The 20,485-nt window shown below is 72.6% G+C and carries 20 protein-coding genes; 16 read left to right on the top strand and 4 right to left on the bottom strand.

Annotated elements, in window-relative coordinates; all coding sequences use genetic code 11:
• The first annotated feature begins 8 nt into the window (after positions 1-8).
• Both fabG and fabI read left to right on the top strand, forming a co-directional pair.
• The gene (fabG, locus tag ABTY61_RS22370; protein ID WP_350506785.1) at positions 9-728 is read left to right on the top strand and encodes a 3-oxoacyl-[acyl-carrier-protein] reductase; all 720 of its coding nucleotides are present in this window, start codon (positions 9-11) and stop codon (positions 726-728) included.
• Positions 729-730: 2 nt separating this feature from the next.
• Positions 731-1,498, top strand: a complete 768-nt coding sequence (gene fabI / locus ABTY61_RS22375) for an enoyl-ACP reductase FabI (RefSeq protein ID WP_350506786.1) — start codon at positions 731-733, stop codon at positions 1,496-1,498.
• Positions 1,499-1,575: 77 nt separating this feature from the next.
• Here fabI and ABTY61_RS22380 read toward each other — a convergent pair whose 3' ends face one another.
• Positions 1,576-2,250 carry a FadR/GntR family transcriptional regulator gene (locus tag ABTY61_RS22380; RefSeq protein WP_350506787.1) on the bottom strand — a complete coding sequence of 225 codons (675 nt, stop codon included), beginning with the start codon at positions 2,248-2,250 and terminating at the stop codon, positions 1,576-1,578.
• A 125-nt stretch (positions 2,251-2,375) separates the two neighbouring features.
• Between ABTY61_RS22380 and ABTY61_RS22385 the strand changes: the two genes are divergently transcribed.
• The 3 genes from ABTY61_RS22385 to ABTY61_RS22395 all read left to right on the top strand — a co-directional run bounded on the left by ABTY61_RS22385 (position 2,376) and on the right by ABTY61_RS22395 (position 4,595).
• Entirely contained in the window at positions 2,376-3,668 is a 1,293-nt protein-coding gene (locus ABTY61_RS22385; protein ID WP_350506788.1) for a CynX/NimT family MFS transporter, read from the top strand.
• Positions 3,669-3,743: 75 nt separating this feature from the next.
• Positions 3,744-3,866: an SGM_5486 family transporter-associated protein gene (locus tag ABTY61_RS22390; protein ID WP_350506789.1), complete on the top strand. Its 123-nt coding sequence runs from the start codon at positions 3,744-3,746 to the stop codon at positions 3,864-3,866.
• 201 nt (positions 3,867-4,067) lie between these two features.
• The gene (locus ABTY61_RS22395; RefSeq protein WP_350506790.1) at positions 4,068-4,595 is read left to right on the top strand and encodes a SixA phosphatase family protein; all 528 of its coding nucleotides are present in this window, start codon (positions 4,068-4,070) and stop codon (positions 4,593-4,595) included.
• Between the two features lie 128 nt (positions 4,596-4,723).
• Here the strand turns inward: ABTY61_RS22395 and serB are convergent, their stop codons facing one another.
• On the bottom strand, positions 4,724-5,971 hold the full coding sequence (gene serB, locus ABTY61_RS22400) for a phosphoserine phosphatase SerB (RefSeq protein WP_350506791.1): 1,248 nt from the start codon (positions 5,969-5,971) through the stop codon (positions 4,724-4,726).
• Positions 5,972-6,208: 237 nt separating this feature from the next.
• Between serB and ABTY61_RS22405 the strand changes: the two genes are divergently transcribed.
• The 3 genes from ABTY61_RS22405 (at position 6,209) to ABTY61_RS22415 (ending at position 10,836) form a co-directional block, all read left to right on the top strand.
• Positions 6,209-8,824, top strand: coding sequence for an FHA domain-containing protein (locus ABTY61_RS22405; protein WP_350506792.1), 2,616 nt, complete (start codon positions 6,209-6,211; stop codon positions 8,822-8,824).
• A gap of 169 nt (positions 8,825-8,993) precedes the next feature.
• Entirely contained in the window at positions 8,994-10,190 is a 1,197-nt protein-coding gene (locus ABTY61_RS22410) for a GAF domain-containing sensor histidine kinase (protein ID WP_502895396.1), read from the top strand.
• Positions 10,183-10,836, top strand: coding sequence for a response regulator (locus tag ABTY61_RS22415; protein ID WP_350506793.1), 654 nt, complete (start codon positions 10,183-10,185; stop codon positions 10,834-10,836). Before ABTY61_RS22410 ends, ABTY61_RS22415 begins: the two co-directional genes overlap by 8 nt.
• 70 nt (positions 10,837-10,906) lie before the next feature.
• Here ABTY61_RS22415 and ABTY61_RS22420 read toward each other — a convergent pair whose 3' ends face one another.
• Positions 10,907-11,710 (bottom strand): Rv1486c family protein, encoded by an 804-nt coding sequence (locus tag ABTY61_RS22420; RefSeq protein ID WP_350506794.1) that lies wholly within the window; start codon positions 11,708-11,710, stop codon positions 10,907-10,909.
• A gap of 148 nt (positions 11,711-11,858) precedes the next feature.
• Between ABTY61_RS22420 and ABTY61_RS22425 the strand changes: the two genes are divergently transcribed.
• From ABTY61_RS22425 to ABTY61_RS22455, 7 genes are all read left to right on the top strand, one after another.
• Positions 11,859-12,650, top strand: a complete 792-nt coding sequence (locus tag ABTY61_RS22425) for an ABC transporter ATP-binding protein (RefSeq protein ID WP_350506795.1) — start codon at positions 11,859-11,861, stop codon at positions 12,648-12,650.
• 121 nt (positions 12,651-12,771) lie between these two features.
• Complete coding sequence (locus tag ABTY61_RS22430) at positions 12,772-13,194, top strand: NfeD family protein (protein ID WP_350506796.1); 423 nt, start codon at positions 12,772-12,774, stop codon at positions 13,192-13,194.
• Positions 13,195-13,204: 10 nt separating this feature from the next.
• Entirely contained in the window at positions 13,205-14,257 is a 1,053-nt protein-coding gene (locus tag ABTY61_RS22435; protein ID WP_350506797.1) for an SPFH domain-containing protein, read from the top strand.
• Between the two features lie 190 nt (positions 14,258-14,447).
• Complete coding sequence (locus ABTY61_RS22440; RefSeq protein WP_350506798.1) at positions 14,448-15,206, top strand: sulfite exporter TauE/SafE family protein; 759 nt, start codon at positions 14,448-14,450, stop codon at positions 15,204-15,206.
• 74 nt (positions 15,207-15,280) lie between these two features.
• Positions 15,281-15,460, top strand: coding sequence for a DUF1272 domain-containing protein (locus tag ABTY61_RS22445; protein WP_350506799.1), 180 nt, complete (start codon positions 15,281-15,283; stop codon positions 15,458-15,460).
• A gap of 56 nt (positions 15,461-15,516) precedes the next feature.
• A complete protein-coding gene (locus ABTY61_RS22450) occupies positions 15,517-15,822 on the top strand; it encodes a 4a-hydroxytetrahydrobiopterin dehydratase (protein ID WP_350506800.1) in 306 nt (101 codons plus the stop codon).
• A 105-nt stretch (positions 15,823-15,927) separates the two neighbouring features.
• Entirely contained in the window at positions 15,928-17,937 is a 2,010-nt protein-coding gene (locus tag ABTY61_RS22455) for an outer membrane protein assembly factor BamB family protein (RefSeq protein ID WP_350506801.1), read from the top strand.
• A gap of 18 nt (positions 17,938-17,955) precedes the next feature.
• Here ABTY61_RS22455 and ABTY61_RS22460 read toward each other — a convergent pair whose 3' ends face one another.
• Positions 17,956-18,489: an HNH endonuclease gene (locus ABTY61_RS22460; RefSeq protein WP_350506802.1), complete on the bottom strand. Its 534-nt coding sequence runs from the start codon at positions 18,487-18,489 to the stop codon at positions 17,956-17,958.
• Between the two features lie 298 nt (positions 18,490-18,787).
• On the opposite strand from ABTY61_RS22460, the gene tyrS reads away from it, so the two are divergent.
• Positions 18,788-20,059 (top strand): tyrosine--tRNA ligase, encoded by a 1,272-nt coding sequence (tyrS, locus tag ABTY61_RS22465; RefSeq protein WP_350506813.1) that lies wholly within the window; start codon positions 18,788-18,790, stop codon positions 20,057-20,059.
• The last annotated feature ends 426 nt before the right edge of the window (positions 20,060-20,485 follow it).

The raw sequence follows: 20,485 nt of genomic DNA on the forward strand, positions 1-20,485 counted from the left end.
GTGGATCGTTGAGCCGCTCGGTTCTCGTCACCGGAGGAAACCGGGGCATCGGCCTCGCGATCGCCCAGGCCTTCGCCGAAGCAGGCGACAAGGTGGCCATCACCAGCCGTTCGGGTGAGGTGCCCGAGGCCCTCGCCAAGTACAACGTCCTCGCGGTGCGCTGCGACATCACGGACGCCGGGCAGGTGGACGCCGCCTTCACCGAGATCGAGCAGAAGCACGGCGCGGTCGAGGTGCTGGTCGCCAACGCGGGCATCACCAAGGACACGCTGCTGCTGCGGATGTCCGAGGAGGACTTCACCTCCGTCGTGGACACCAACCTGACCGGCACCTTCCGGGTGGTCAAGCGCGCGTCGAAGCTGATGATGCGGGCCAAGAAGGGCCGCGTGGTGCTGATCTCCTCCGTGGTGGGCCTCTCCGGCTCGCCGGGCCAGGCCAACTACGCCGCCTCCAAGGCCGGCCTGGTGGGCTTCGCCCGCTCCCTGGCGCGCGAGCTCGGTCCGCGCAACATCACCGTCAACGTGGTCGCCCCCGGCTTCGTCGACACCGACATGACCGCCGTGCTCAGCGACGAGCGCCGCGCGGAGATCGTCTCGGACGTGCCGCTGGGCCGTTACGCGGCGCCCGCCGAGGTCGCGTCCACCGTGCGGTTCCTCGGTTCGGACGAGGCCGCGTACATCACCGGAGCCGTCATTCCCGTCGACGGCGGATTGGGTTTGGGTCACTGATCATGAGTGGAATCCTCGAGGGCAAGCGGATCCTGATCACCGGTGTGCTGATGGAGTCCTCCATCGCCTTCCACACCGCCCGGCTGGCCCAGGAGCAGGGCGCCGAGATCATCCTCACCGCCTTCCCCCGCCCGAGCCTGACCGAGCGCATCGCCAAGAAGCTGCCGAAGCCGGTCAAGGTCCTGTCGCTGGACGTCTCCAGCCCGGAGGACCTGGCCGGCATCGCCGAGCAGGTCCGCGAGACCCTGCCGACCCTGGACGGCATCGTCCACTCGATCGGGTTCGCGCCGCAGGACGCCCTGGGCGGCAACTTCCTGGACACCCCGTGGGAGTCCGTCGCCACCGCGATGCACGTCTCGGCGTACTCGCTGAAGTCGCTCACCATGGCGCTGCTGCCGCTGATGCAGGACGGCGGCTCGGTCGTCGGCCTGACCTTCGACGCCCAGTTCGCGTGGCCGCAGTACGACTGGATGGGCCCGGCCAAGGCCGCCCTGGAGTCGACCAACCGCTACCTGGCCCGCTACCTGGGCGAGCGGGACATCCGCTGCAACCTGATCTCGGCGGGCCCGATCGGCTCGATGGCCGCCAAGTCCATCCCGGGCTTCGGCGACCTGGCCGACACCTGGAACCAGCGCTCCCCGCTGAAGTGGGACCTGAGCGACCCGGAGCCGGCCGGCCGCGGCGTCGTCGCCCTGCTGTCGGACTGGTTCCCGAAGACCACCGGCGAGATCATCCACGTCGACGGCGGTCTGCACGCCATCGGCGCCTGACCGGCTGTTCCTCCGCCGCTGCCCGGCACCCCCACCACGGGGGTGCCGGGCAGCGGCGTTTCCGGCCCCGGAGAGCGTCAGGAGTCGGCGGTCGCGCAGGCGCCGATGGCGTGGCCGGCCTCGATCGAGGCGCGCTGGACGTCCCCGTCCCGGATGGCGTCCCGGATGGTGTGGTGGCCGATGTAGCGCTCGGCGATCAGCTCGGGGCCGACGTCGTTGCGCAGGTGCTCGCGGGTGACCTCGCCGAGGTCGGAGTAGACGGCGAGCAGCACGTCGTTGTGGGCGGCGGCCACCACGGCGTGGTGGAAGGCGGCGTCGGCCTGGACAAAGTCCTCGGCGTCGCCGGAGCGCCAGGCGGCCTCCCGCCGTTCGAGCGCGGCGTCGAGCAGGCCGAGGTCGCGCTCGGTGCGGCGGACGGCGGCCAGGCCGGCCGCGGAGGTCTCCAGTGCCGCCCGCAGCTCGGCGACCTGCGCCTGGTCGGCGTCGGCGAAGCGGCGGTGCATCACCCCGGCCAGCTCGCTGGTGGCCAGCACGTACGTGCCGGAGCCCTGGCGGATGTCGAGCAGCCCGTTGTGGGCGAGTGCCCGGACGGCCTCGCGGACGGTGTTGCGGGCCACCCCGAGCTGTTCGACCAGGGCGGCCTCGGTCGGGATGCGCGAGCCGACGGGCCACTCCCCGGAGGTGATCTGGGCGCGCAGCTGCGCGATCACCTGGTCGGACAGCGGGGTGCGCCTCGGCGAGGACAGCGCCACGGGGACTCCTAGCGACTACGGGGTGGGGTGGGCCCTGCGGGGGATGTGGCCGGTGGATGAACGGTCGGCACATCATGCCAATTCCAAGGTGCATCAATTCATCCCATCATTCTATGATGGCGCCTATGCCTCCCGCAGCAGACACCACCACCACCCCACGAAGCGAGGCCCGGCCGCAGGCCGAGCGGCCGCCCGCCCCCGCCAAGTACCTCGGCGTGCTGTTCGCCGTCGCGATCGCCGCCGCCGCCTTCAACCTGCGCCCCGTGGTCACCAGCCTCGGGCCGCTGCTCAAGCAGGTCCGCGAGGACCTCGGGATGAACCCGACGCTCGCCGGGCTGCTCACCGCCGTCCCGTCGCTGTGCTTCGGGCTGTTCGGCTTCGCCGCGCCCGCCGCGGCCCGCCGGATCGGTCCGATCGCGGTCGTCACGGCGGGCATGGGCGCCATCACGGCGGGCGTTCTGGCCCGCTCCTTCGCCGGGGGCACTGCCGTGTTCCTGCTGCTCACCGCCCTCGCCCTGGCCGGGGTGGCGGTCTCCAACGTGCTGCTGCCGGTGGTGATCAAGCGGTACTTCCCGGACAAGGTCGGGCCGATGATCGGCCTCTACTCGATGGCACTGTCCGCCGGCACCGCGCTGGCGGCGGCCGTCACCGTGCCGCTGACCAAGTCGCTCGGCGGCGACTGGCGCTACGGCCTGGGTGTCTGGGCCGTCCTGGGGGCGGTCGCCCTGGTGCTCTGGCTGCTGGTGCTGATCGCCAAGCGGGAGCGCGGCGAGCGGGCCGGCGGCGCGGCCGCCCCCGTCCGGCTGCCGATCACCCGGAGCCGGACCGCCTGGGCACTGGCCGGGTACTTCGGCCTCCAGGCCACCGGCGCGTACGTGGTCATGGGCTGGATGTCGCAGATCTTCCAGGACGCCGGCATCGGCGAGGGCACCACCGGGGTGCTGCTCGCGGTCACCATGGTGATCGGCGTGCCGGTCTCCTTCGTGCTGCCCAACCTGGCCGCCCGGCGCGGTGACCAGCGGCTGTTCGTGGTCGTGCTGGCCTGCTGCGGCATCGCCGGGTACGCCGGGTTGGCGCTCGCCCCGGCCGGGGGCGCCTGGCTCTGGGCCGTCCTGCTGGGCCTGTCCAACTGCGCCTTCCCGCTGGTGCTGACCATGATCGGGCTGCGCGCCCGGACGGCCGGCGGGGTCGCGCAGCTCTCCGCCTTCGCCCAGGGCATCGGCTACCTGGTGTCCATCCCGGGCCCGATCCTGGTCGGATGGCTCTACGGGGCCACCGGTCAGTGGTACGGGCCGCTGGGCTTCCTGGCGCTGCTGCTGGTGCCGCAGATGCTGCTCGGCCTGCGCGCCGCCCGGGCCCGGCACATCGAGGACGAGGCCGTCCTCCCGGCCGGGAAGGCCGAGCAGGTCAAGGCCTGACCGGGAAGGTCAAGGCCTGACCAAGGCGGTGGGGCCCGTCGGGGACGGGCGTGTTCGGGGTGGGAGAATCCCGACATGCCCGTTCTCGACCCGAACCCCACCGACGGCCGCAAGCAGCTCGGCCGCATCGCGCTCCTCTTCGCCGGCATCGTGGTGCTGGTGGCGATCATCGCCACCGTCGCCACCGCGATGGGCTGAGCCCGCCGCACCGCCCGCCCGGACGCCCGCCGGCAGGGCCGCCAGCGCCGCCGTCCGGGCAGCCCCGCCGGAGGCCGTACCAGCGCCGTACCACCGGTGACGCCCCGGTGAACGGGGCGTGATGGCACCCGCCACCCCGGGGGGTGGCGGCAAACGGGAGCGTCGCGCCCCCGGGCCGCTTTTCTGCCAAGCTTGCTGGGTATGAGCGCCGACACGCCCCGCAGGATCATCGTTCTCCGTCACGCCAAGGCCGACTGGCCGAACGGAGTGGACGACCACGAGCGGCCGCTGGCCGACCGGGGCCGCCACCAGGCCCCGGACGCCGGCCGCTGGCTGGTCGATTCCGGCATCAACCCCGACTTCGTGCTCTGCTCCACCGCCCTGCGCACCCGGGAGACCTGGAAGCTGGCGGCGCACGAGCTGCCCAAGCGGGCCCGCAAGACGGTGTACGAGGACCGGATCTACGAGGCCAGCCCGGGCGAGATCATCGCCGTCCTCCAGGAGACCCCGGAGGAGTACGCGGACGTGGTGCTGGTCGGCCACAACCCCGGCGTGCTGGGCCTGACCCAGGTGCTGGCGGGGGACGCGGGCGACCCGGACGCGCTGAACCGGCTGCGGCTGGGCGGCTTCCCGACGGCGGCGATCGCCGTGCTCAGCTTCAGCGGCTCCTGGAAGGGCGTCGAGCCGGGGGCGGCCGAGCTGGTCTCGTACTACACGCCGCAGGACTGACCTCCGGGGCGACCGTCCCGGAACGTACGTGAGGGGCGCGCGGGTTGATCCGCGCGCCCCTCGTCTGCGTCGACGGCCCTGCTCGATCGACGGCCCTGCTCGATCGACGGCCTACCTGACCGGCGGCCCTACTCGACCTCGAGGCCGTCGGCCGCCTCGACCTCCTCGCGGGTGATCCCGAGCAGGTACAGCACGGTGTCGAGGAAGGGCACGTTCACCGCGGTGTCCGCGGCCTCGCGCACCACCGGCTTGGCGTTGAAGGCCACCCCGAGCCCGGCCGCGTTCAGCATGTCCAGGTCGTTGGCGCCGTCGCCGATCGCCACCGTCTGCGACAGCGGCACCTTCGCCTGCTCGGCGAACCGGGCCAGCCAGCGGGCCTTGCCCGCGCGGTCCACGATCTCGCCGACCACCCGGCCGGTGAACTTCCCGTCCGCCACCTCCAGGGTGTTGGCCGCCGCGAAGTCCAGCCCCAGCTGCTCCACCAGGTGGTCGGTGACCTGGGTGAACCCGCCCGACACCACGGCGACCTGGAAGCCCAGCCGCTGGAGCGTCCGGATCAGGGTGCGCGCCCCCGGCGTGAACCGGACCTCCGCGCGCACCTTCTCCGTCACCGAGGCGTCCAGCCCGGCCAGCAGCGCGACCCGGGCCCGCAGCGACTCGGCGAAGTCCAGCTCGCCGCGCATCGCCGCCGCCGTCACCTCGGCGACCTTCTCCTCGCAGCCCGCGTGGGCGGCGAACAGCTCGATCACCTCGTCCTGGATCAGGGTCGAGTCCACGTCCATCACCACCAGGCGCTTGGCCCGGCGCTCCAGCCCGGCGGCCACCACCGCGACGTCCACCCGCTGGGCGGCCGCCTCCTGGGCCAGTTCGGCCCGCAGCTCCTCGGTGGCCACGCCGGAGACGGCCAGTTCGACCGCCGTCACCGGGTACTTGGCGAGGCGGAAGACGCGGTCGATGTTGCCGCCGGCCGCGGTGATCCGCGAGGTCAGCGCGGACACGGCGGCGGCGGTCAGCGGGTGGCCGAGCACCGTCACGTGCGAACGGCCCTCGCGGCGCGGCCGGTTGTCGCCGATGCCGGAAAGGATCTCGGCCTGCAGCTTCTGTTCGTCCGCCCAGCGGTGCACGGTGGCCCGCAGGCCGCCCTCGGCGTCCCGGGCGTGCGGCGGGGTGACCAGGGCGCACAGCGTGATGCGCCCACGGGTGACGACCTGCTCGATGTCGATGACGTCGACGCCGAAGCCGGCCAGGGTGGCGAAGAGGCCGGCGGTGATGCCGGGGCGGTCCTTGCCGAACACCTTGACGAGCAGGGTGCGCTCGTCCGCGGTCCGGGGCTGGGCGGCGGGGAGGGGCTCAGCGGCCAGGGGCGATGCGTTCATGGTGGCTCCCACGCTACCCGTCGGCCGCCCCGCCGAGGGCACCCGTCCCACGTCGCGGGACACGCGGTCGCTTCGCATCCGGCCGACCGCCGCGGGTAGCAGCCTGGTCACAGTCACCCGGGGTGACTTTCACGCGCGGACGACGGGCTGGAATGATTCCCCCCGTCAGTCAGAGGAACAGCGCACCCCCGGCCGGGGGCCAAATCGGGGGAACCGAGAGAGCGGGGCAGGCCAGCAGTGCCGCAACTCGTCATTGAGATCAACGGACAGCAGCGGACTCTAGAGCCCGGGCGGTCCTACACCATCGGACGCAACCCGCAGTCGGACTTCACGTTCGACGACGCCAGGGTGTCCTGGCAGCACGGGACCATCAGCTTCAACGGCAACGGTTGGCAGCTGGACGACCACGGCAGCACCAACGGCACCTACGTGGCCGGCGCCCGCACCATGCAGGCCCAGCTGTTCCCCGGTGCCGTGGTGAACCTTGGCAACCCGGAGAACGGCCCCCGACTCGCCTTCTCCGCGCCCGCCCACGTCGCCGCCCCGCAGCCCACCCCGGTGCACGAGGCCGTCACCAGCCGCAGCCCCGCCCCGACGCCCCAGCAGCCCGGCCCCCAGCAGCCCGGCCCGCAGCAGGCCTGGCCGGGGCAGGACCCGTACCAGCAGCAGGCGCAGCAGGCCTGGCCGGGCCAGCAGCCTCCGCAGCACGGCGGTTTCCCGCAGCAGCAGGCCCCGCAGCAGTACCAGCCGCAGGGCCAGCAGCCCCCGCAGCACGGCGGCTTCCCGCCGCAGCAGGGCTTCCCCGCCCCGCCGCAGCACGACGGCGGCCCCCAGCCGACGATGATCCGCAACCTGACGGCCGGCATGCGCACCGTCAGGATCGGCCGTGCGCTGGACAACGACATCGTGGTCTCCGACCTCCAGGTCTCCCGCCACCACGCCGAGCTGCGCCAACTGCCGGACGGCCGCTACGAGATCGTCGACCTCGGCAGCCACAACGGCATCTTCCTCAACGGCCAGCGGGTGCAGCGCCAGCTGATGGGCCCGCAGGACCGGCTGACCGTCGGCCACTCCGGCTTCGTGCTGGTCGGCGACCAGCTGCAGGAGTTCGTCGACGACGGCGCGGTCTCCTTCTCCGCCCGCCACCTGACCGTCGAGGTCGAGCACAAGGGCGCCAAGAAGATCCTGCTCAACGACGTCAGCTTCGGCGTCCCGGAGAAGTCCCTGGTGGCCGTCATCGGCCCGTCCGGCTCCGGCAAGTCGACCCTGCTGCGCGCCCTCACCGGCTACCGCCCGGCCGACCGCGGCGAGGTGCTGTACGACGGCCGCAACCTCTACAAGCAGTTCGCCGAACTCCGCTCCCGGATCGGCCTGGTGCCGCAGTCGGAGATCCTGCACCGCGAGCTCACCGTGCGGAAGGGCCTCAAGTACGCGGCCCGGCTGCGCTTCCCCGGCGACACCGAGGCCCGCGAGCGCGACGCCCGGATCGACGAGGTGCTGTACGAGCTGCGCCTGGACAAGCGCGCCGACAACAAGATCACCGCACTCTCCGGCGGTCAGCAGAAGCGCGTCTCGGTCGCCCTGGAGCTGCTCACCAAGCCCTCGCTGATCTTCCTGGACGAGCCCACCTCGGGCCTCGACCCGGGCATGGACCGCGAGGTCATGCAGATGCTGCGCGGCCTCGCCGACGACGGCCGCACGATCCTGGTCGTCACCCACTCGGTGGCCGAACTCGCCCTCTGCGACCGGCTGCTGGTGATGGCGCCGGGCGGCTCGGTGGCCTACTTCGGCCCGCCGGACGAGGCGCTGCACTTCTTCGGGTACGAGACCTGGGCGGACGTCTTCCAGGCCTTCGAGAACTACCCGGAGCACGACTGGGCCGGCCGCTACCGCGGTTCGGTGCACTACCAGCAGTACTCCGCCCCGACCGTCGAGGCGGGCGAGGTGCAGCACGTCCAGGTCGCCCAGGAGGCCATCAAGCCGCCCAAGCCGCAGAGCTGGGGCTCGCAGCTGTGGACCCTGATGCGCCGCTACATGTCGGTGCTCGCCTCGGACCGAGGCTTCCTGGCGCTGTCGGTGCTGCTGCCCGCGGTCATCGGCGCGGTCAGCGTGCTGATCCCCAACGAACCGGGGCTCGCGCCGAATCCGAAGACCCAGCTCCACCTCAACAACGGGGCCGCGACGATCCTGCTGATCCTGGCGATCGGCGCGTGCTTCTCCGGAGCGGCCAACTCCGTCCGAGAGTTGATCAAGGAACGGGCGATCTACGAACGGGAACGGGCCACCGGCCTGTCCCGGTCGGCGTACATGATGTCCAAGATCATCGTGCTGGGCATCTTCTCGGTGATCCAGGGCGCGATCATCTCCGCCGTCGGCTTCCTGCCGCGCAAGCTCCCCGAGCACGGCCTGATCGTCAAGAACATCCCGATGATCGAGATGATTATCGGCATGATCCTGCTGAGCTTCGCCGCGATGATGTTCGGCCTGATGATCTCCGCGCTGGTGAAGACCGCCGAGAAGACCATGCCGCTGCTGGTCATGTTCGCCATCGTCCAGGTCGTCTTCACCGGCTGCCTCTTCCAGATCTTCGGCAAGCCCGGCCTGGAGCAGGTCGCCTGGCTGATGCCGGCCCGCTGGGGCACCGGCATGGTGTCCACCACGCTCGACCTGTCGCACCTGATGGGCCCCTGGAACAAGGACTTCCAGAACCCCAACTACGACCCGCTGTGGACCCACAGCGTCGCCCAGTGGTCGATCGACGCGGCTGTGCTGGTCGTCATCTCGGTCGTGATCGGCGTGATCGTGACCCGGCTGCAGCGCCGGCACGAGCCGGAGGTCATGCAGAAGGGCTGACGGGCTCCGCCCGAGGGCGCTCTCCCCGTACGGGGGGAGCGCCCTTCCGCGTTCCCGGCGGGCCCACCGGGAACGCGGTGTCGGGCCCACCGGCCTAGGTCCCCGGACCTGCGTCCCGACCGGCCGGGGACCGACGCGGACGCCCCCGCGGCGGCGGTAGTTTGGCGGTATGCCCAGCCCGACCGGTGACCCCCGGACCCCCGCCGGCCCGCCCGCAGCCTGCGACCCGCTGGCCGGCATCGAAGCCGTCAGCCAGGCCCTGCTCGCGATGAGCCGCCACCTCGAGGTCCGCGAGGTGCTGCGCCGCATCACCGCCTCCGCCCGCGACCTGCTCGGGGCCGAGTACGCGGCCCTCGGCGTGCCCGACGACCACGGCGGCTTCGCCCAGTTCGTGGTCGACGGCATCACCGACGAGCAGTGGCGGGCGATCGGCCCGCTGCCCCGCCAGCACGGCGTGCTCGCCGAGCTGCTGCACGAGACCGGCCCCACCCGCCTCACCGACGTCCGCAAGGCCCCCGCCTTCGAGGGCTGGCCCGCCGCCCACCCCGAGATGGACGCCTTCCTCGGCATGCCGGTCCTCGACACCGAGGCCGCCGAGGACGAACCGCAGGTGATGGGCGTCATCTTCCTCGCCAACAAGCGCGGCGGCGGCCTGTTCACCGACCACGACGAGGAACTGCTGCGGATCCTCGCCGCGCACGCCGCCCTCGCCCTCTCCAACGCCCGCCTCTACGAACGCAGTCGGGAACTCACCCTGGCCGGCGAGCGCGCCCGGATCGCCCACGACCTGCACGACGCCGTCGCGCAGAAGCTCTTCTCGCTGCGGCTGACCGCCAAGGCCGCCGCCAAGCTCGTCGACCGCGACCCGGCCCGGGCCCGCGCCGAACTCGAGGAGGTCGCCCGGCTCGCCGCCGAGGCCGCCGACGAACTGCGCGCCGTGGTGGTCGAACTGCGCCCCGCCGCGCTGGAGGAGGACGGGCTGAGCGCCACCCTCGCCTCCCAGGTGCAGGTCCTCGACCGCGCCCACACCGCCGACCTCGCCTTCGCCGCCGACGGCGTCCGGGCCCTGCCGCCCGCCCAGGAGGCCGCGCTGCTGCGGGTCGCCCAGGAGGCGCTGCACAACGCGCTGCGCCACTCCGGCGCGGGACGGGTCACCGTCACCCTGGCCGGCACCCCGGCCCGCGGCGCCGTGCTGCGGGTGCGCGACGACGGCCGGGGCTTCGACCCCGAGTCCGTCCGCCGGGCCGGCCGCCACCTCGGCCTGGCCTCGATGCGCGACCGCGCGGCCGCCGTCGGCGGCACGCTCACCCTGGAGTCCGCCCCCGGCAAGGGGACGCTCGTCGAGATGGAGGTCCCCGGTGCCTGAGAACACGCCGTCGATCCGCGTCCTGCTGGTCGACGACCACCAGGTGGTCCGCCGCGGACTGCGCACCTTCCTGGAGGTCCAGGACGACATCGAGGTGGTCGGGGAGGCCGCCGACGGGGCCGAGGGCGTCGAGCGCGCCCGCGAACTCGACCCGGACGTCGTCCTGATGGACCTCAAGATGCCCGGCGTCGACGGCATCGAGGCGCTGCGCACCCTCAAGGACGGGGGCAGCCGGGCCCGGATCCTGATCGTCACCAGCTTCACCGAGCACCGCACCATGGTCCCCGCGCTGCGGGCCGGCGCCGCCGGGTACGTCTACAAGGACGTGGACCCGGAGGCGCTGGCCGGGGCGATCCGCTCGGTGCACGCCGGCCACGTGCTGCTCCAGCCCGAACTGGCCGAGGCGCTGCTCGCCGACGACGGCCCGCGCGCCCCGCAGGGCCGCGGCGGCACCCTCACCGAGCGCGAGCGCGAGGTGCTCGGCCACATCGCCGACGGCCGCTCCAACCGGGAGATCGCCCGCAGCCTGCACCTGTCGGAGAAGACGGTGAAGACCCACGTCTCCAACATCCTGATGAAGCTGGACCTCGCCGACCGCACCCAGGCCGCGCTGTGGGCCGTCCGCAACGGCGAGGCCCGCGCATAGGGCCTGTCCGGCGGATCTTGCCGGGCACACGACGCCGCGCGCTGATCCGCCAAGATCCGCCGGCGAGGCCCTACCGCTCCTCGCGCTCGTCCACCAGGGCGTTGTAGGCGGCCACCTGGGCCCGCCGGGCGGTGCGCCGCAGGGGGGCCAGCACCGACTGCCGGGCGGCCATCTCGGAGGCGCTCACGGCCGCGCCGTGGCCGCCCGAGGCGATCGCGAGCAGGGCGGACACCTGCCGGGCCGACTCCAGCACCCGGACGGCGCGCGGCGGGTAGCCGGGGGCCAGCAGCTCGGCGTGACCGCGCCGGCGGTACGCCTCCAGGGCGCGCAGCGCCTCCGGGCCGGCGCCGGCCACGTCCAGCCGGGTCAGCAGGAGGGTCGCCTCGCGCAGCCCGTCCGCCAGCTCGCGCTCGGCCTCGTGCAGCGAGGGCACGTCGGCCGGCGGGGCGTCCTGGACCTCGGCGCAGCGCCACAGCACGGTGGCCGAGCGGTCGCCCTCCGGGCCGAACAGCGTGATCTCCGGCACCAGCCCGAGCGGCACCCCCACCGCGAGCACGGCTTCGCCCGCGTCCAGGGCCCGCTGGTTGAAGGCTGCCGGCCCGGTCAGTCCGAGCGGGTGCCCGGCCGAGGGCAGCGCCAGCCGCAGGCCCTTCGCACCCAGTACCCGCAGCCGCCCCAGCGCCCAGGTCAGCCCGTGCTGCTCGCCCGGCGCGTCCCCGGGCAGTCCGGTCACCCGGTGGCCCTCGTCGGCGCCGAGCACGGCCGCGGCGGCGTTGTCCGGCGGCACCAGGCCGGTCAGCAGGGCGTTGCCCCAGGCGGTCAGCCGCCCCGAACGGGGCTCTTCGTACGGATTGTCGGCAGGAGTCGCGAGCATCCGGCCAGCCTACGGAATCGGCGGTCATCCGCGTGGCGTAGGTTTGCCCATGCGCGTGCGGCGCACCCACCCCGTGCCCACCGGCTGCCGGAGTGGCCCGCCGCCCGCACCGACGGCCGACATTGATGTATTTGGGGAAGGCGTAGGCATGAGCGACGTGCTGGAGCTGGTGGACGTATCCGTGGTCCGGGAGGGGCGCGCGCTGGTCGACCAGGTCTCGTGGTCCATCTCCGAGGGTGAGCGCTGGGTCATCCTGGGCCCGAACGGCGCGGGCAAGACCACCCTGCTGCAGATCGCCTCCTCGTACCTCTTCCCGACCTCGGGCAAGGTCTCGGTGCTGGGCGAGAAGCTGGGCGAGATCGACGTCTTCGAACTCCGCTCCCGGATCGGCCTGGCCGGGGCCTCGATGTTCGACAAGCTGCCGGCCGAGCAGACCGTGCTGCAGACCGTGCTCACCGCCGCCTACGGCATGACGGTCAGCTGGCAGGAGTCCTACGAGCAGTCCGACGAGGGCCGCGCCCTCGCGCTGCTCGACCGGATGGGCATGTCCAACCTCACCGGCCGCAAGTTCGGCACCCTCTCCGAGGGCGAGCGCAAGCGCACCCTGATCGCCCGCGCCCTGATGACCGACCCCGAGCTGCTGCTGCTCGACGAGCCGGCGGCCGGCCTGGACCTCGGCGGCCGGGAGGACCTGGTCCGCCGGCTCGGCGCGCTGGCCCAGGACGAGTTCGCGCCGGCCATGGCGATGGTCACCCACCACGTCGAGGAGATCGCCCCCGGCTTCACCCACGTGCTGATGATCCGTCAGGGCAAGGTGCTCACGGCCGGCCCGATCGACACCGAGCTGACCGCCCGCAACCTCTCCAAGTGCTTCGGCCTGCCGCTCACCCTGGAGCGCCACGGCGACCGCTGGTCGGCGCAGGGACTGCCGCTGGGCTGACCCCGGCTCCGTCCGTCGTTCGCGGAGGCTGTCGGAACCGGTCGCACGTGCGACCGGTTTCCGCCCCTCGACCTGCGGGAACTGTCCGCCTCGAAGGCCCTACGCTCCCTAGGATGGTCGTGTGGACAGCTGGACCTGGTGGCTCCTGGCCGCCGCAGCGCTCGGCATACCGCTGGTGCTCACCGCGATGCCGGAGTTCGCCATGTTCGCGATCGGCGCGCTCGTCGCCTCCGGCGCGGCCGGGCTGGGCGCGGGGGTGGTCCTCCAGGCCGTGACCTTCCTGGTGGTCTCGGTCGCGCTGGTGGCCTTCGTCCGTCCGATCGCCTACCGGCAGCTCCAGAAGGGCCCGCAGGTCAAGATGGGCATCGAGGCGCTCCAGGGCGCCACCGCGGTCGTCGCGGAAACCGTCGACGGGGAGGGCGGTCGGATCAAGCTCAACGGTGAGATCTGGTCGGCCCGCGCGCTCCACCCGGACCAGGTCTACCAGCCCGGGCAGCAGGTCGACGTCGTCGAAATCCAGGGCGCGACCGCCCTGGTCGTCTAGGGGAGAGTCCGTGGAACCCGTCCTTATCGTTTTGGTCGTCCTGGTCGTGGTGGCCTTCATCGCGCTGATCAAGACGATCCAGGTCATCCCGCAGGCCAGCGCCGCGATCGTGGAGCGCTTCGGCCGCTACACCCGGACGCTCAACGCAGGGCTGAACATCGTCGTGCCGTTCATCGACCGGGTCCGCAACCGGATCGACCTGCGCGAGCAGGTCGTGCCGTTCCCGCCGCAGCCGGTGATCACCCAGGACAACCTGGTGGTCAACATCGACACCGTCATCTACTACCAGGTCACCGACCCCCGGGCCGCCACCTACGAGGTCGCCAGCTACATCCAGGCCATCGAGCAGCTGACCGTCACCACGCTGCGCAACATCATCGGCTCGATGGACCTGGAGTCCACCCTGACCTCGCGTGAGGTCATCAACGCCGGTCTGCGCGGGGTGCTGGACGAGGCCACCGGCAAGTGGGGCATCCGGGTCAACCGCGTCGAGCTCAAGGCGATCGAGCCGCCGACCTCCATCCAGGACTCGATGGAGAAGCAGATGCGCGCCGACCGTGACAAGCGCGCCGCGATCCTCACCGCCGAGGGCCAGCGCCAGGCGCAGATCCTCAAGGCCGAGGGCGAGAAGCAGGCGGACGTGCTCCGGGCCGAGGGTGAGGCGCAGGCCGCGGTGCTGCGCGCCGACGGTGAGGCGGCCGCGATCCGGACGGTCTTCGAGGCCATCCACGACGGCGACGCCGACCAGAAGCTGCTCGCCTACCAGTACCTGCAGACCCTGCCCGAGCTGGCCAAGGGCGACTCCAACAAGCTCTGGATCATCCCCAGCGAGGTCGGCGACGCGCTCAAGGGCCTCGGTGGCGCCTTCGGCGGCCTGACCGGCAACGGCGGCGGCATGAACGGCGGCGCGGTGGCGGCACCGAGCGTCCCGCAGGCGCCCCCGGCGGCCACGCAGGTGCCGCTCGACCCGGCGGCCGGGCCGCGGCCGGTGGACGTCGAGAAGGGTGCCGCCCGTCCCCGGGTGGACCCGGCGCGGGAGTACCGCAAGATCGACCCGGAGTGATCGGAGAAGTTCTCCGGTCGGGGCCCGCTGCCTGGTGGTGGCGGGCCCCCGGCGTTTCCCGGGGCCGCGGCGGTGCGACCCGTCGCGGTAGGGCCGTGTGGCGTGCGTCCCGAATCGTGGGCGGGCCTGGTCCGGCCGGTGCGCGGTCCGGCATGATCACGTCGGACAGGACCACGAGGAGAGGTGACCCATGACGCTCTGGGAGGCGATCGCCGTCCTGGTGGCCGGCGTCGGCGCCGGGATGATCAACGTCATCGTCGGCTCCGGGACCCTGATCACCTTCCCGGTGCTGCTCGCCGTCGGCATCCCGCCGGTGACCGCCAACGTGTCCAACTCCTTCGGCTTGGTGCCCGGTTCGCTCAGCGGCGTGTTCGGCTACCGGCGGGAACTGGTCGGCCAGGGCCGTCGGCTGCGCCGCTTGGGCACCGCCTCGCTGCTCGGCGGGCTGCTCGGCGCGCTGCTGCTGATCGAGCTGCCCAAGGGCGCCTTCGACGCGATCGTCCCGGCGCTGATCCTGCTCGCCCTCGTCCTGGTGGTGGTCCAGCCCCGGGTGGCCAAGGCCGTCGCCGCCCGGCGACGCGCCGACGGCGATCCGGACGGCGGCCCGGTGCTGCTGGCCGGGGTGTTCCTCACCGGCATCTACGGCGGCTACTTCGGCGCCGCGCAGGGCGTCCTGCTGATGGCGCTGATGGGCATGCTGCTCCAGGAGGAGCTGCAGCGGATCAACGCGGTGAAGAACGCACTGGCACTGATCGTCAACGGGGTCGCCGCGCTGTTCTTCCTGTTCACCTCGACGGTGAACTGGACGGCCGCCGGGCTGATCGCGGCGGGCTCGCTGGTCGGCGGCCTGATCGGCGCCAAGGTCGGCCGCCGTCTCCCGCCGGCCGCGCTGCGCGGGGTCATCGTGGTGGTCGGGCTCGCGGCCGTCACCAAACTGCTGCTGAGCTGAATTGACCGGGCGTCGGACGGCTGTGGGATCGTACGTCGGACCGACTGACCGTACGTGAATCGGAGAAGTGCGCCATGGCCCTGGAAATGCGCGAGATCTGCGAGCGCTGTGAGGTGTCGCTGACCGCCGACGGCCCCGCCTCGATATGTTCCTACGAGTGCACCTTCTGCGCCGACTGCACCGAGGCCATGGCCGCCAACTGTCCCAACTGCGGCGGCGAACTGGTGGTCCGTCCGCGCCGGAAGGCCGCCTGACCGGCGAGCGGCCGGTCGCTGACCGGCACCCGACCGACGATCCCCGGAGCGCACCGATGAGCAGCAGGGCACGACTGAGCGAGGACGAGATCGGCGCGGCCCTGACCGCCGTGCCGCTGTGGAGCCGGGAAGGCGACAGCATCGTCCGCAGCGCCGACGCCCCCGACTTCCCGGCCGCGATCCGGGTGGTCGCCGCCGTCGCCGAACAGGCCGAGGCGCTGGACCACCACCCCGACATCGACATCCGCTGGCGCACCGTGCGCTTCGCGCTCTCCACCCACAGCGCCGGCGGGCTCACCGGCCTGGACTTCACCCTCGCCGCCCGCATCGACGACGCCCTGCGCGCCGAGTCCGCGGTCTGAGGCCCGACCCCGCCCCCGCCGAGGGCCCCGGCGGGCCGCCCGGGCGGGCGTGAGATGCTGACTGCCGCGATCGGCAGGCAGCGGGGGGCAGGGAGGGACGGAACGGTGGCTCAGGAGCCCTTCGGAGACCCCCACGCCCAGCAGCAGCCGTGGTACCCCGACGGCCCGCAGCAGGACTGGCCGGGGTACCACGACCCGCAGCAGCCGACCGCCCAGTGGCAGCAGCCGGACCCGCACGGGCCGTGGCAGCAGGCGGACCCGCACGGGCCGTGGCAGCAGGCGCCGCAGTATGACCAGCAGCCGTACGACCAGCAGCCGTACGGGCAGCAGCAGGGCGGGTACGGGCAGCCGGTGTACGACCAGTCGGCGTACGGGCAGCAGGGCGGCTACGGGCAGACCGGGTACGTCGAGGGCGGCTACGCCCAGGGGCAGGAGCAGTACCAGCTGTACGAGCAGCCGTACCGGCAGCCGCACCCGGAGTACCCGGGCCACGGGCAGCAGCCGTACGCCGCGGCGGCGCAGGTGCAGGCGCAGGTACAGCCCTCGGACGACGGGCTGTACGTCCCGGCGGGGGCGGAGTACTCGGCCGACGGCTACGTGCAACTGGAGGAGCCCGCTGCGGAGCCGGCGACCGCCGTCGAGGAGAGCGGTGACCGGGTCGCCGAGGCGGGCGAGTCCGCCGAGGCCGGCGAGTCCGCCGGGCCCGCCGCTCGCTCGCGGGCGGCCCGGCGCGGTGACGCCGCCCCCTCCGCTCCCGCCTCCGCCTCGCTGGTGGACAAGGTCCGGTCGGCCGTCCTGACCGGCGAGCACGTGCCCAGCAGGCGGGCCCTGCTGGTGCGGGCCGGCGCCGGGGTGGCCGCGCTCGGGGTGCTGATAACCGCCGCGCTGACGGTCGGCGCCGAGGGCGGCGGCAGTGCGGCCGCGACCGGTGGCGGCGAGCCCGGGTTCGCGGTGGCGCACACCAAGGCCTGGTCCGCGCAGCCCGTCGCCGCCGCGCAGCCCGCCGGCGACGACACCCTGGTCGGCAGCTGGCTGCTGGCCGACGCGGTGGTCCGTGCCGACGGCTCCGGCGTGCACGCGTACGACCGGACGGCGGGCAAGCCGACCTGGTCAGTCGAGCCCCCGGCGGCCGGGGCCGTCCCGTGCGGGCTGTCGGCCGGCGTGAACCAGGCCGGGCTGGGCGCGGCCCTGTTCCGGCCGCAGGCGGACCCGAAGAGCCCCTGCACCCTGGTCGCCGCCGTGGACACCAGGACCGGCAAGACCGCCTGGACCAAGACCCTCTCGGACGCCAAGGAGGCCTACTCGGCGCGGATCGGTGTCACCGAGGACATGGTGATCGCGGTCGGCGACGACCGGGCGGTGGCCTGGGCGGCGGCCGACGGGAAGGACGTCTGGCAGTACACCGGGCAGGGCAAGTTCTGCACCCTGTCCGGGGGCGCCACCGGCAAGACCGTGCTGGTCGCCTCCACCTGCGCCGACTCCACGCCCGCCGACCAGGCCGTCTCGCTGAACGCGGCGGACGGCAAGGTCGGCTGGTGGCGGGGCCTGAACAACCAGCCGAAGACGGTCACCGTGCTCTCCGCCGAGCCCGCCGTGGTGCTCACCACCGGTGCGAAGCCGGAGGAGGACCGGGTGTTCGCCTGGGGAGCCGCCGGCGACCCGGCCGCGGAGATCCCGGTGGTCACCGACGGCAGTCGGCTGGCCGTCACCCATGGAACGTTCTCGGCCACCCCCGAGGTCTTCTTCGAGGGCCGCACGATGGTCGCCGCGATGACCCCGACGAACCCCGGCGGGCCGGTGTCCGCGGTCGGCTACGACCTGGACACCGGCAAGCAGCGCTGGAAGGCGCCCACCGCCGCCAAGGGCACCGCCCGGGCCGTCGGCATCGACGGCGGCTCGCTGGTGCTGGCCGCCGACGAGCGCCGCGACCAGCCCGCCCGGCTCGGCCGCTTCCCGCTGGCGGGCGGTCAGGAGGCGGTCGGCGGCAACTTCCCGCCGGGCACCGGCTCGCTGCTGCTCTCCGGGCGGGTGCTGATCGGTGGCGGACAGGTGGTCGTGGTGCCCGAGCACGCGGCCAACTACGGCACGGCGGCGGGCTACCAGGCGAAGGGCTGAGCGCCGCCCCCGGCGCGGCTAGGCCGCCGTGACGGGCTGCTGCCCCGGTACGGCCGGCAGCCAGTCGGCGAGCTCCCGGGCCTCCGAGACGCGCAGGCCGAGCGCCAGCATCAGGGTGGCCTGCGGCGTCGGTACGAACGGGCGCCGCAGCAGCTTCATCCCGGCCTGCTCGGGCGTCCGGTCGGCCTTGCGCTGGTTGTCCTCCGCGCACGCGGCCACGGTGTTCATCCAGCTGTCCTCACCACCGCGCGACCTCGGGTGCAGGTGGTCCACCGTGGTGGCCCGGCGCCCGCAGTACGCGCACAGGTGCTGGTCACGGGCCAGGACCCCGCGCCGCGACCACGGGGCCTGTTGTCGGAACGGCACCCTCACGTACCTCTGCAGTCTGATCACCCGAGGCACCGGAACGGCCACGCCCGTCCCCCGGATCGAGCGCAGCGGATGCGCCTGCTCCACCACCGCCTTGTCCTGGAGCACCAGGACGACGGCGCGCTGGAGCGACACCGTCGTCAGAGGCTCGTAGCTCGCGTTCAGAACCAGCGTGTTGCGCACTCGGCACACCCTTCCCACGGGCGTGCCACGGCGGCACGACCGTCTCCACACACGTCACTGCCGCCGCGCGGCGGTGAAACCACTCTGAATGGGCCCGCAGCCGACTAACAACGGAATTTCCGGTATCGGGGAGGAGCCCGGGGGAGGGCCACCGGCGAACGGACCCGGGGCCTCGGGGAAAACTCGCTGGCCGGAACCGCGTAGGCTCTATCAGGCTGGAGTCGTACCGACCCGGGGCCCGACCGAACCGAACCGGGCCGACAGCGGGCGGACGCCCGATCGAAGGAGAAGCGTGACCGTGACGGACATCGTCGACGAGCTGCGGTGGCGTGGGCTGATCGCCCTGTCCACCGACGAGGACGCACTGCGCAAGGCGTTCGCGGACGGCCCGGTCACGTTCTATTGCGGCTTCGACCCGACGGCCCCCAGCCTGCACCTCGGCAACCTGGTGCAGATCCTCACCATGCGCCGCATCCAGCAGGCGGGGAACCTCCCGCTCGGCCTGGTCGGCGGCGCCACCGGCCTGATCGGCGACCCGAAGCCCACCGCCGAGCGCGTGCTCAACGACCCCGAGACGGTGGCCGGCTGGGTGGAGCGCCTGCGCGGCCAGATCTCGCGCTTCCTCGACTTCGAGGGCCCGTACGCGGCGCGCATGGTCAACAACCTGGACTGGACCTCCGGGATGTCGGCGATCAGCCTGCTGCGCGACGTCGGCAAGTACTTCCGCGTCAACAACATGATCGCCAAGGAGGCCGTCGCCCGACGGCTCAACTCCGACGCGGGCATCAGCTACACCGAGTTCAGCTACCAGATCCTCCAGGGCATGGACTACCTGGAGCTGAACCGCCGCTACGGCTGCACCCTGCAGACCGGCGGCAGCGACCAGTGGGGCAACCTCACCGCCGGCACGGACCTGATCCGCAAGGCTGACGCGAAGTCCGTGCACGCGCTGGCCACGCCGCTGATCGTGAAGGCCGACGGCACCAAGTTCGGCAAGACCGAGTCCGGCACGGTCTGGCTCGACCCCGAGCTGACCACCCCGTACGCCTTCTACCAGTTCTGGCTGAACGCGGACGACCGGGACGTCTCCAACTTCCTGCGGATCTTCAGCTTCCGCTCGAAGGAAGAGATCGAGGAGCTGGAGCGCGAGACCGCCGAGCGCCCCGCCGCCCGCCTCGCCCAGCGGGCCCTGGCCGAGGAGCTCACCACGCTGGTGCACGGCGCCGACCAGTACGAGCGCGCGGTCGCCGCGTCCAAGGCCCTGTTCGGGCAGGGAGACCTGGCCGACCTGGAGGCCCCGACCCTGGCCGCGGCCCTGGCGGAGGTCCCGAAGGCCGAGGTCACCGAGCTCCAGCCGGTCGTCGACCTGCTGGTCGCCGTCGGCCTGGCGCCGAGCCGCTCAGCCGCGCGTCGGACGGTCAAGGAGGGCGGCGCCTACCTCAACAACGTCAAGGTGACGGACGAGGAGGCAGTGCCGACCGAGGCCGACCTGCTGCACGGCCGCTGGCTCGTGCTGCGACGCGGCAAGCGCAACCTGGCGGCGGCGGAGCTGGTACCGGCGTCGGCGTGACCGAAAGCCGACGCCGCTGAGCTGCGGCTTCGACGAACGAGGGCGGGATCCAGCCGGATCCCGCCCTCTACGTTTGACGATGTCCTCCAGGTGGCCTAGTGTTGAACGAGTCGCTGGAGCGGCCACCCCACTCAGCAAGACCCACTCTCACACCTCGAAGCCCATTCAGTTGGGTTCGTCGGCGTATTCGTCGGCAGGGTGCGGGTGTGAATTTCGAGTAACTCTTGAAATGCGGTAAAGTGGTGGTCGTCGCGAAAAGCGGCCCGACCAGTTCGGAAAATCGGATGAATGAAACTCCGGAAAACGGAGCGGAAAACATCTGATAAGCTGGAACACGAAAGAACGAAGCGCCCGGAGGGCCCGCTGGAAGGCGGTCCGAAGGAAGCGTCCGTTCCTTGAGAACTCAACAGCGTGCCAAAAGTCAAC

This window comes from Kitasatospora sp. NPDC096128, from assembly GCF_040303105.1.
Lineage (GTDB): Bacteria > Actinomycetota > Actinomycetes > Streptomycetales > Streptomycetaceae > Kitasatospora.

Excerpts from the sequence above, each read along its gene's own strand:
- fabI (WP_350506786.1), top strand. The coding sequence starts at position 731 with ATGAGTGGAATCCTCGAGGGCAAGCGGATCCTGATCACCGGTGTGCTG.
- ABTY61_RS22385 (WP_350506788.1), top strand. The coding sequence starts at position 2,376 with ATGCCTCCCGCAGCAGACACCACCACCACCCCACGAAGCGAGGCCCGG.
- ABTY61_RS22390 (WP_350506789.1), top strand. The coding sequence starts at position 3,744 with ATGCCCGTTCTCGACCCGAACCCCACCGACGGCCGCAAGCAGCTCGGC.
- ABTY61_RS22395 (WP_350506790.1), top strand. The coding sequence starts at position 4,068 with ATGAGCGCCGACACGCCCCGCAGGATCATCGTTCTCCGTCACGCCAAG.
- serB (WP_350506791.1), bottom strand. The coding sequence starts at position 5,971 with ATGAACGCATCGCCCCTGGCCGCTGAGCCCCTCCCCGCCGCCCAGCCC.
- ABTY61_RS22410 (WP_502895396.1), top strand. The coding sequence starts at position 8,994 with ATGCCCAGCCCGACCGGTGACCCCCGGACCCCCGCCGGCCCGCCCGCA.
- ABTY61_RS22420 (WP_350506794.1), bottom strand. The coding sequence starts at position 11,710 with ATGCTCGCGACTCCTGCCGACAATCCGTACGAAGAGCCCCGTTCGGGG.
- ABTY61_RS22425 (WP_350506795.1), top strand. The coding sequence starts at position 11,859 with ATGAGCGACGTGCTGGAGCTGGTGGACGTATCCGTGGTCCGGGAGGGG.
- ABTY61_RS22440 (WP_350506798.1), top strand. The coding sequence starts at position 14,448 with ATGACGCTCTGGGAGGCGATCGCCGTCCTGGTGGCCGGCGTCGGCGCC.
- ABTY61_RS22445 (WP_350506799.1), top strand. The coding sequence starts at position 15,281 with ATGGCCCTGGAAATGCGCGAGATCTGCGAGCGCTGTGAGGTGTCGCTG.
- ABTY61_RS22450 (WP_350506800.1), top strand. The coding sequence starts at position 15,517 with ATGAGCAGCAGGGCACGACTGAGCGAGGACGAGATCGGCGCGGCCCTG.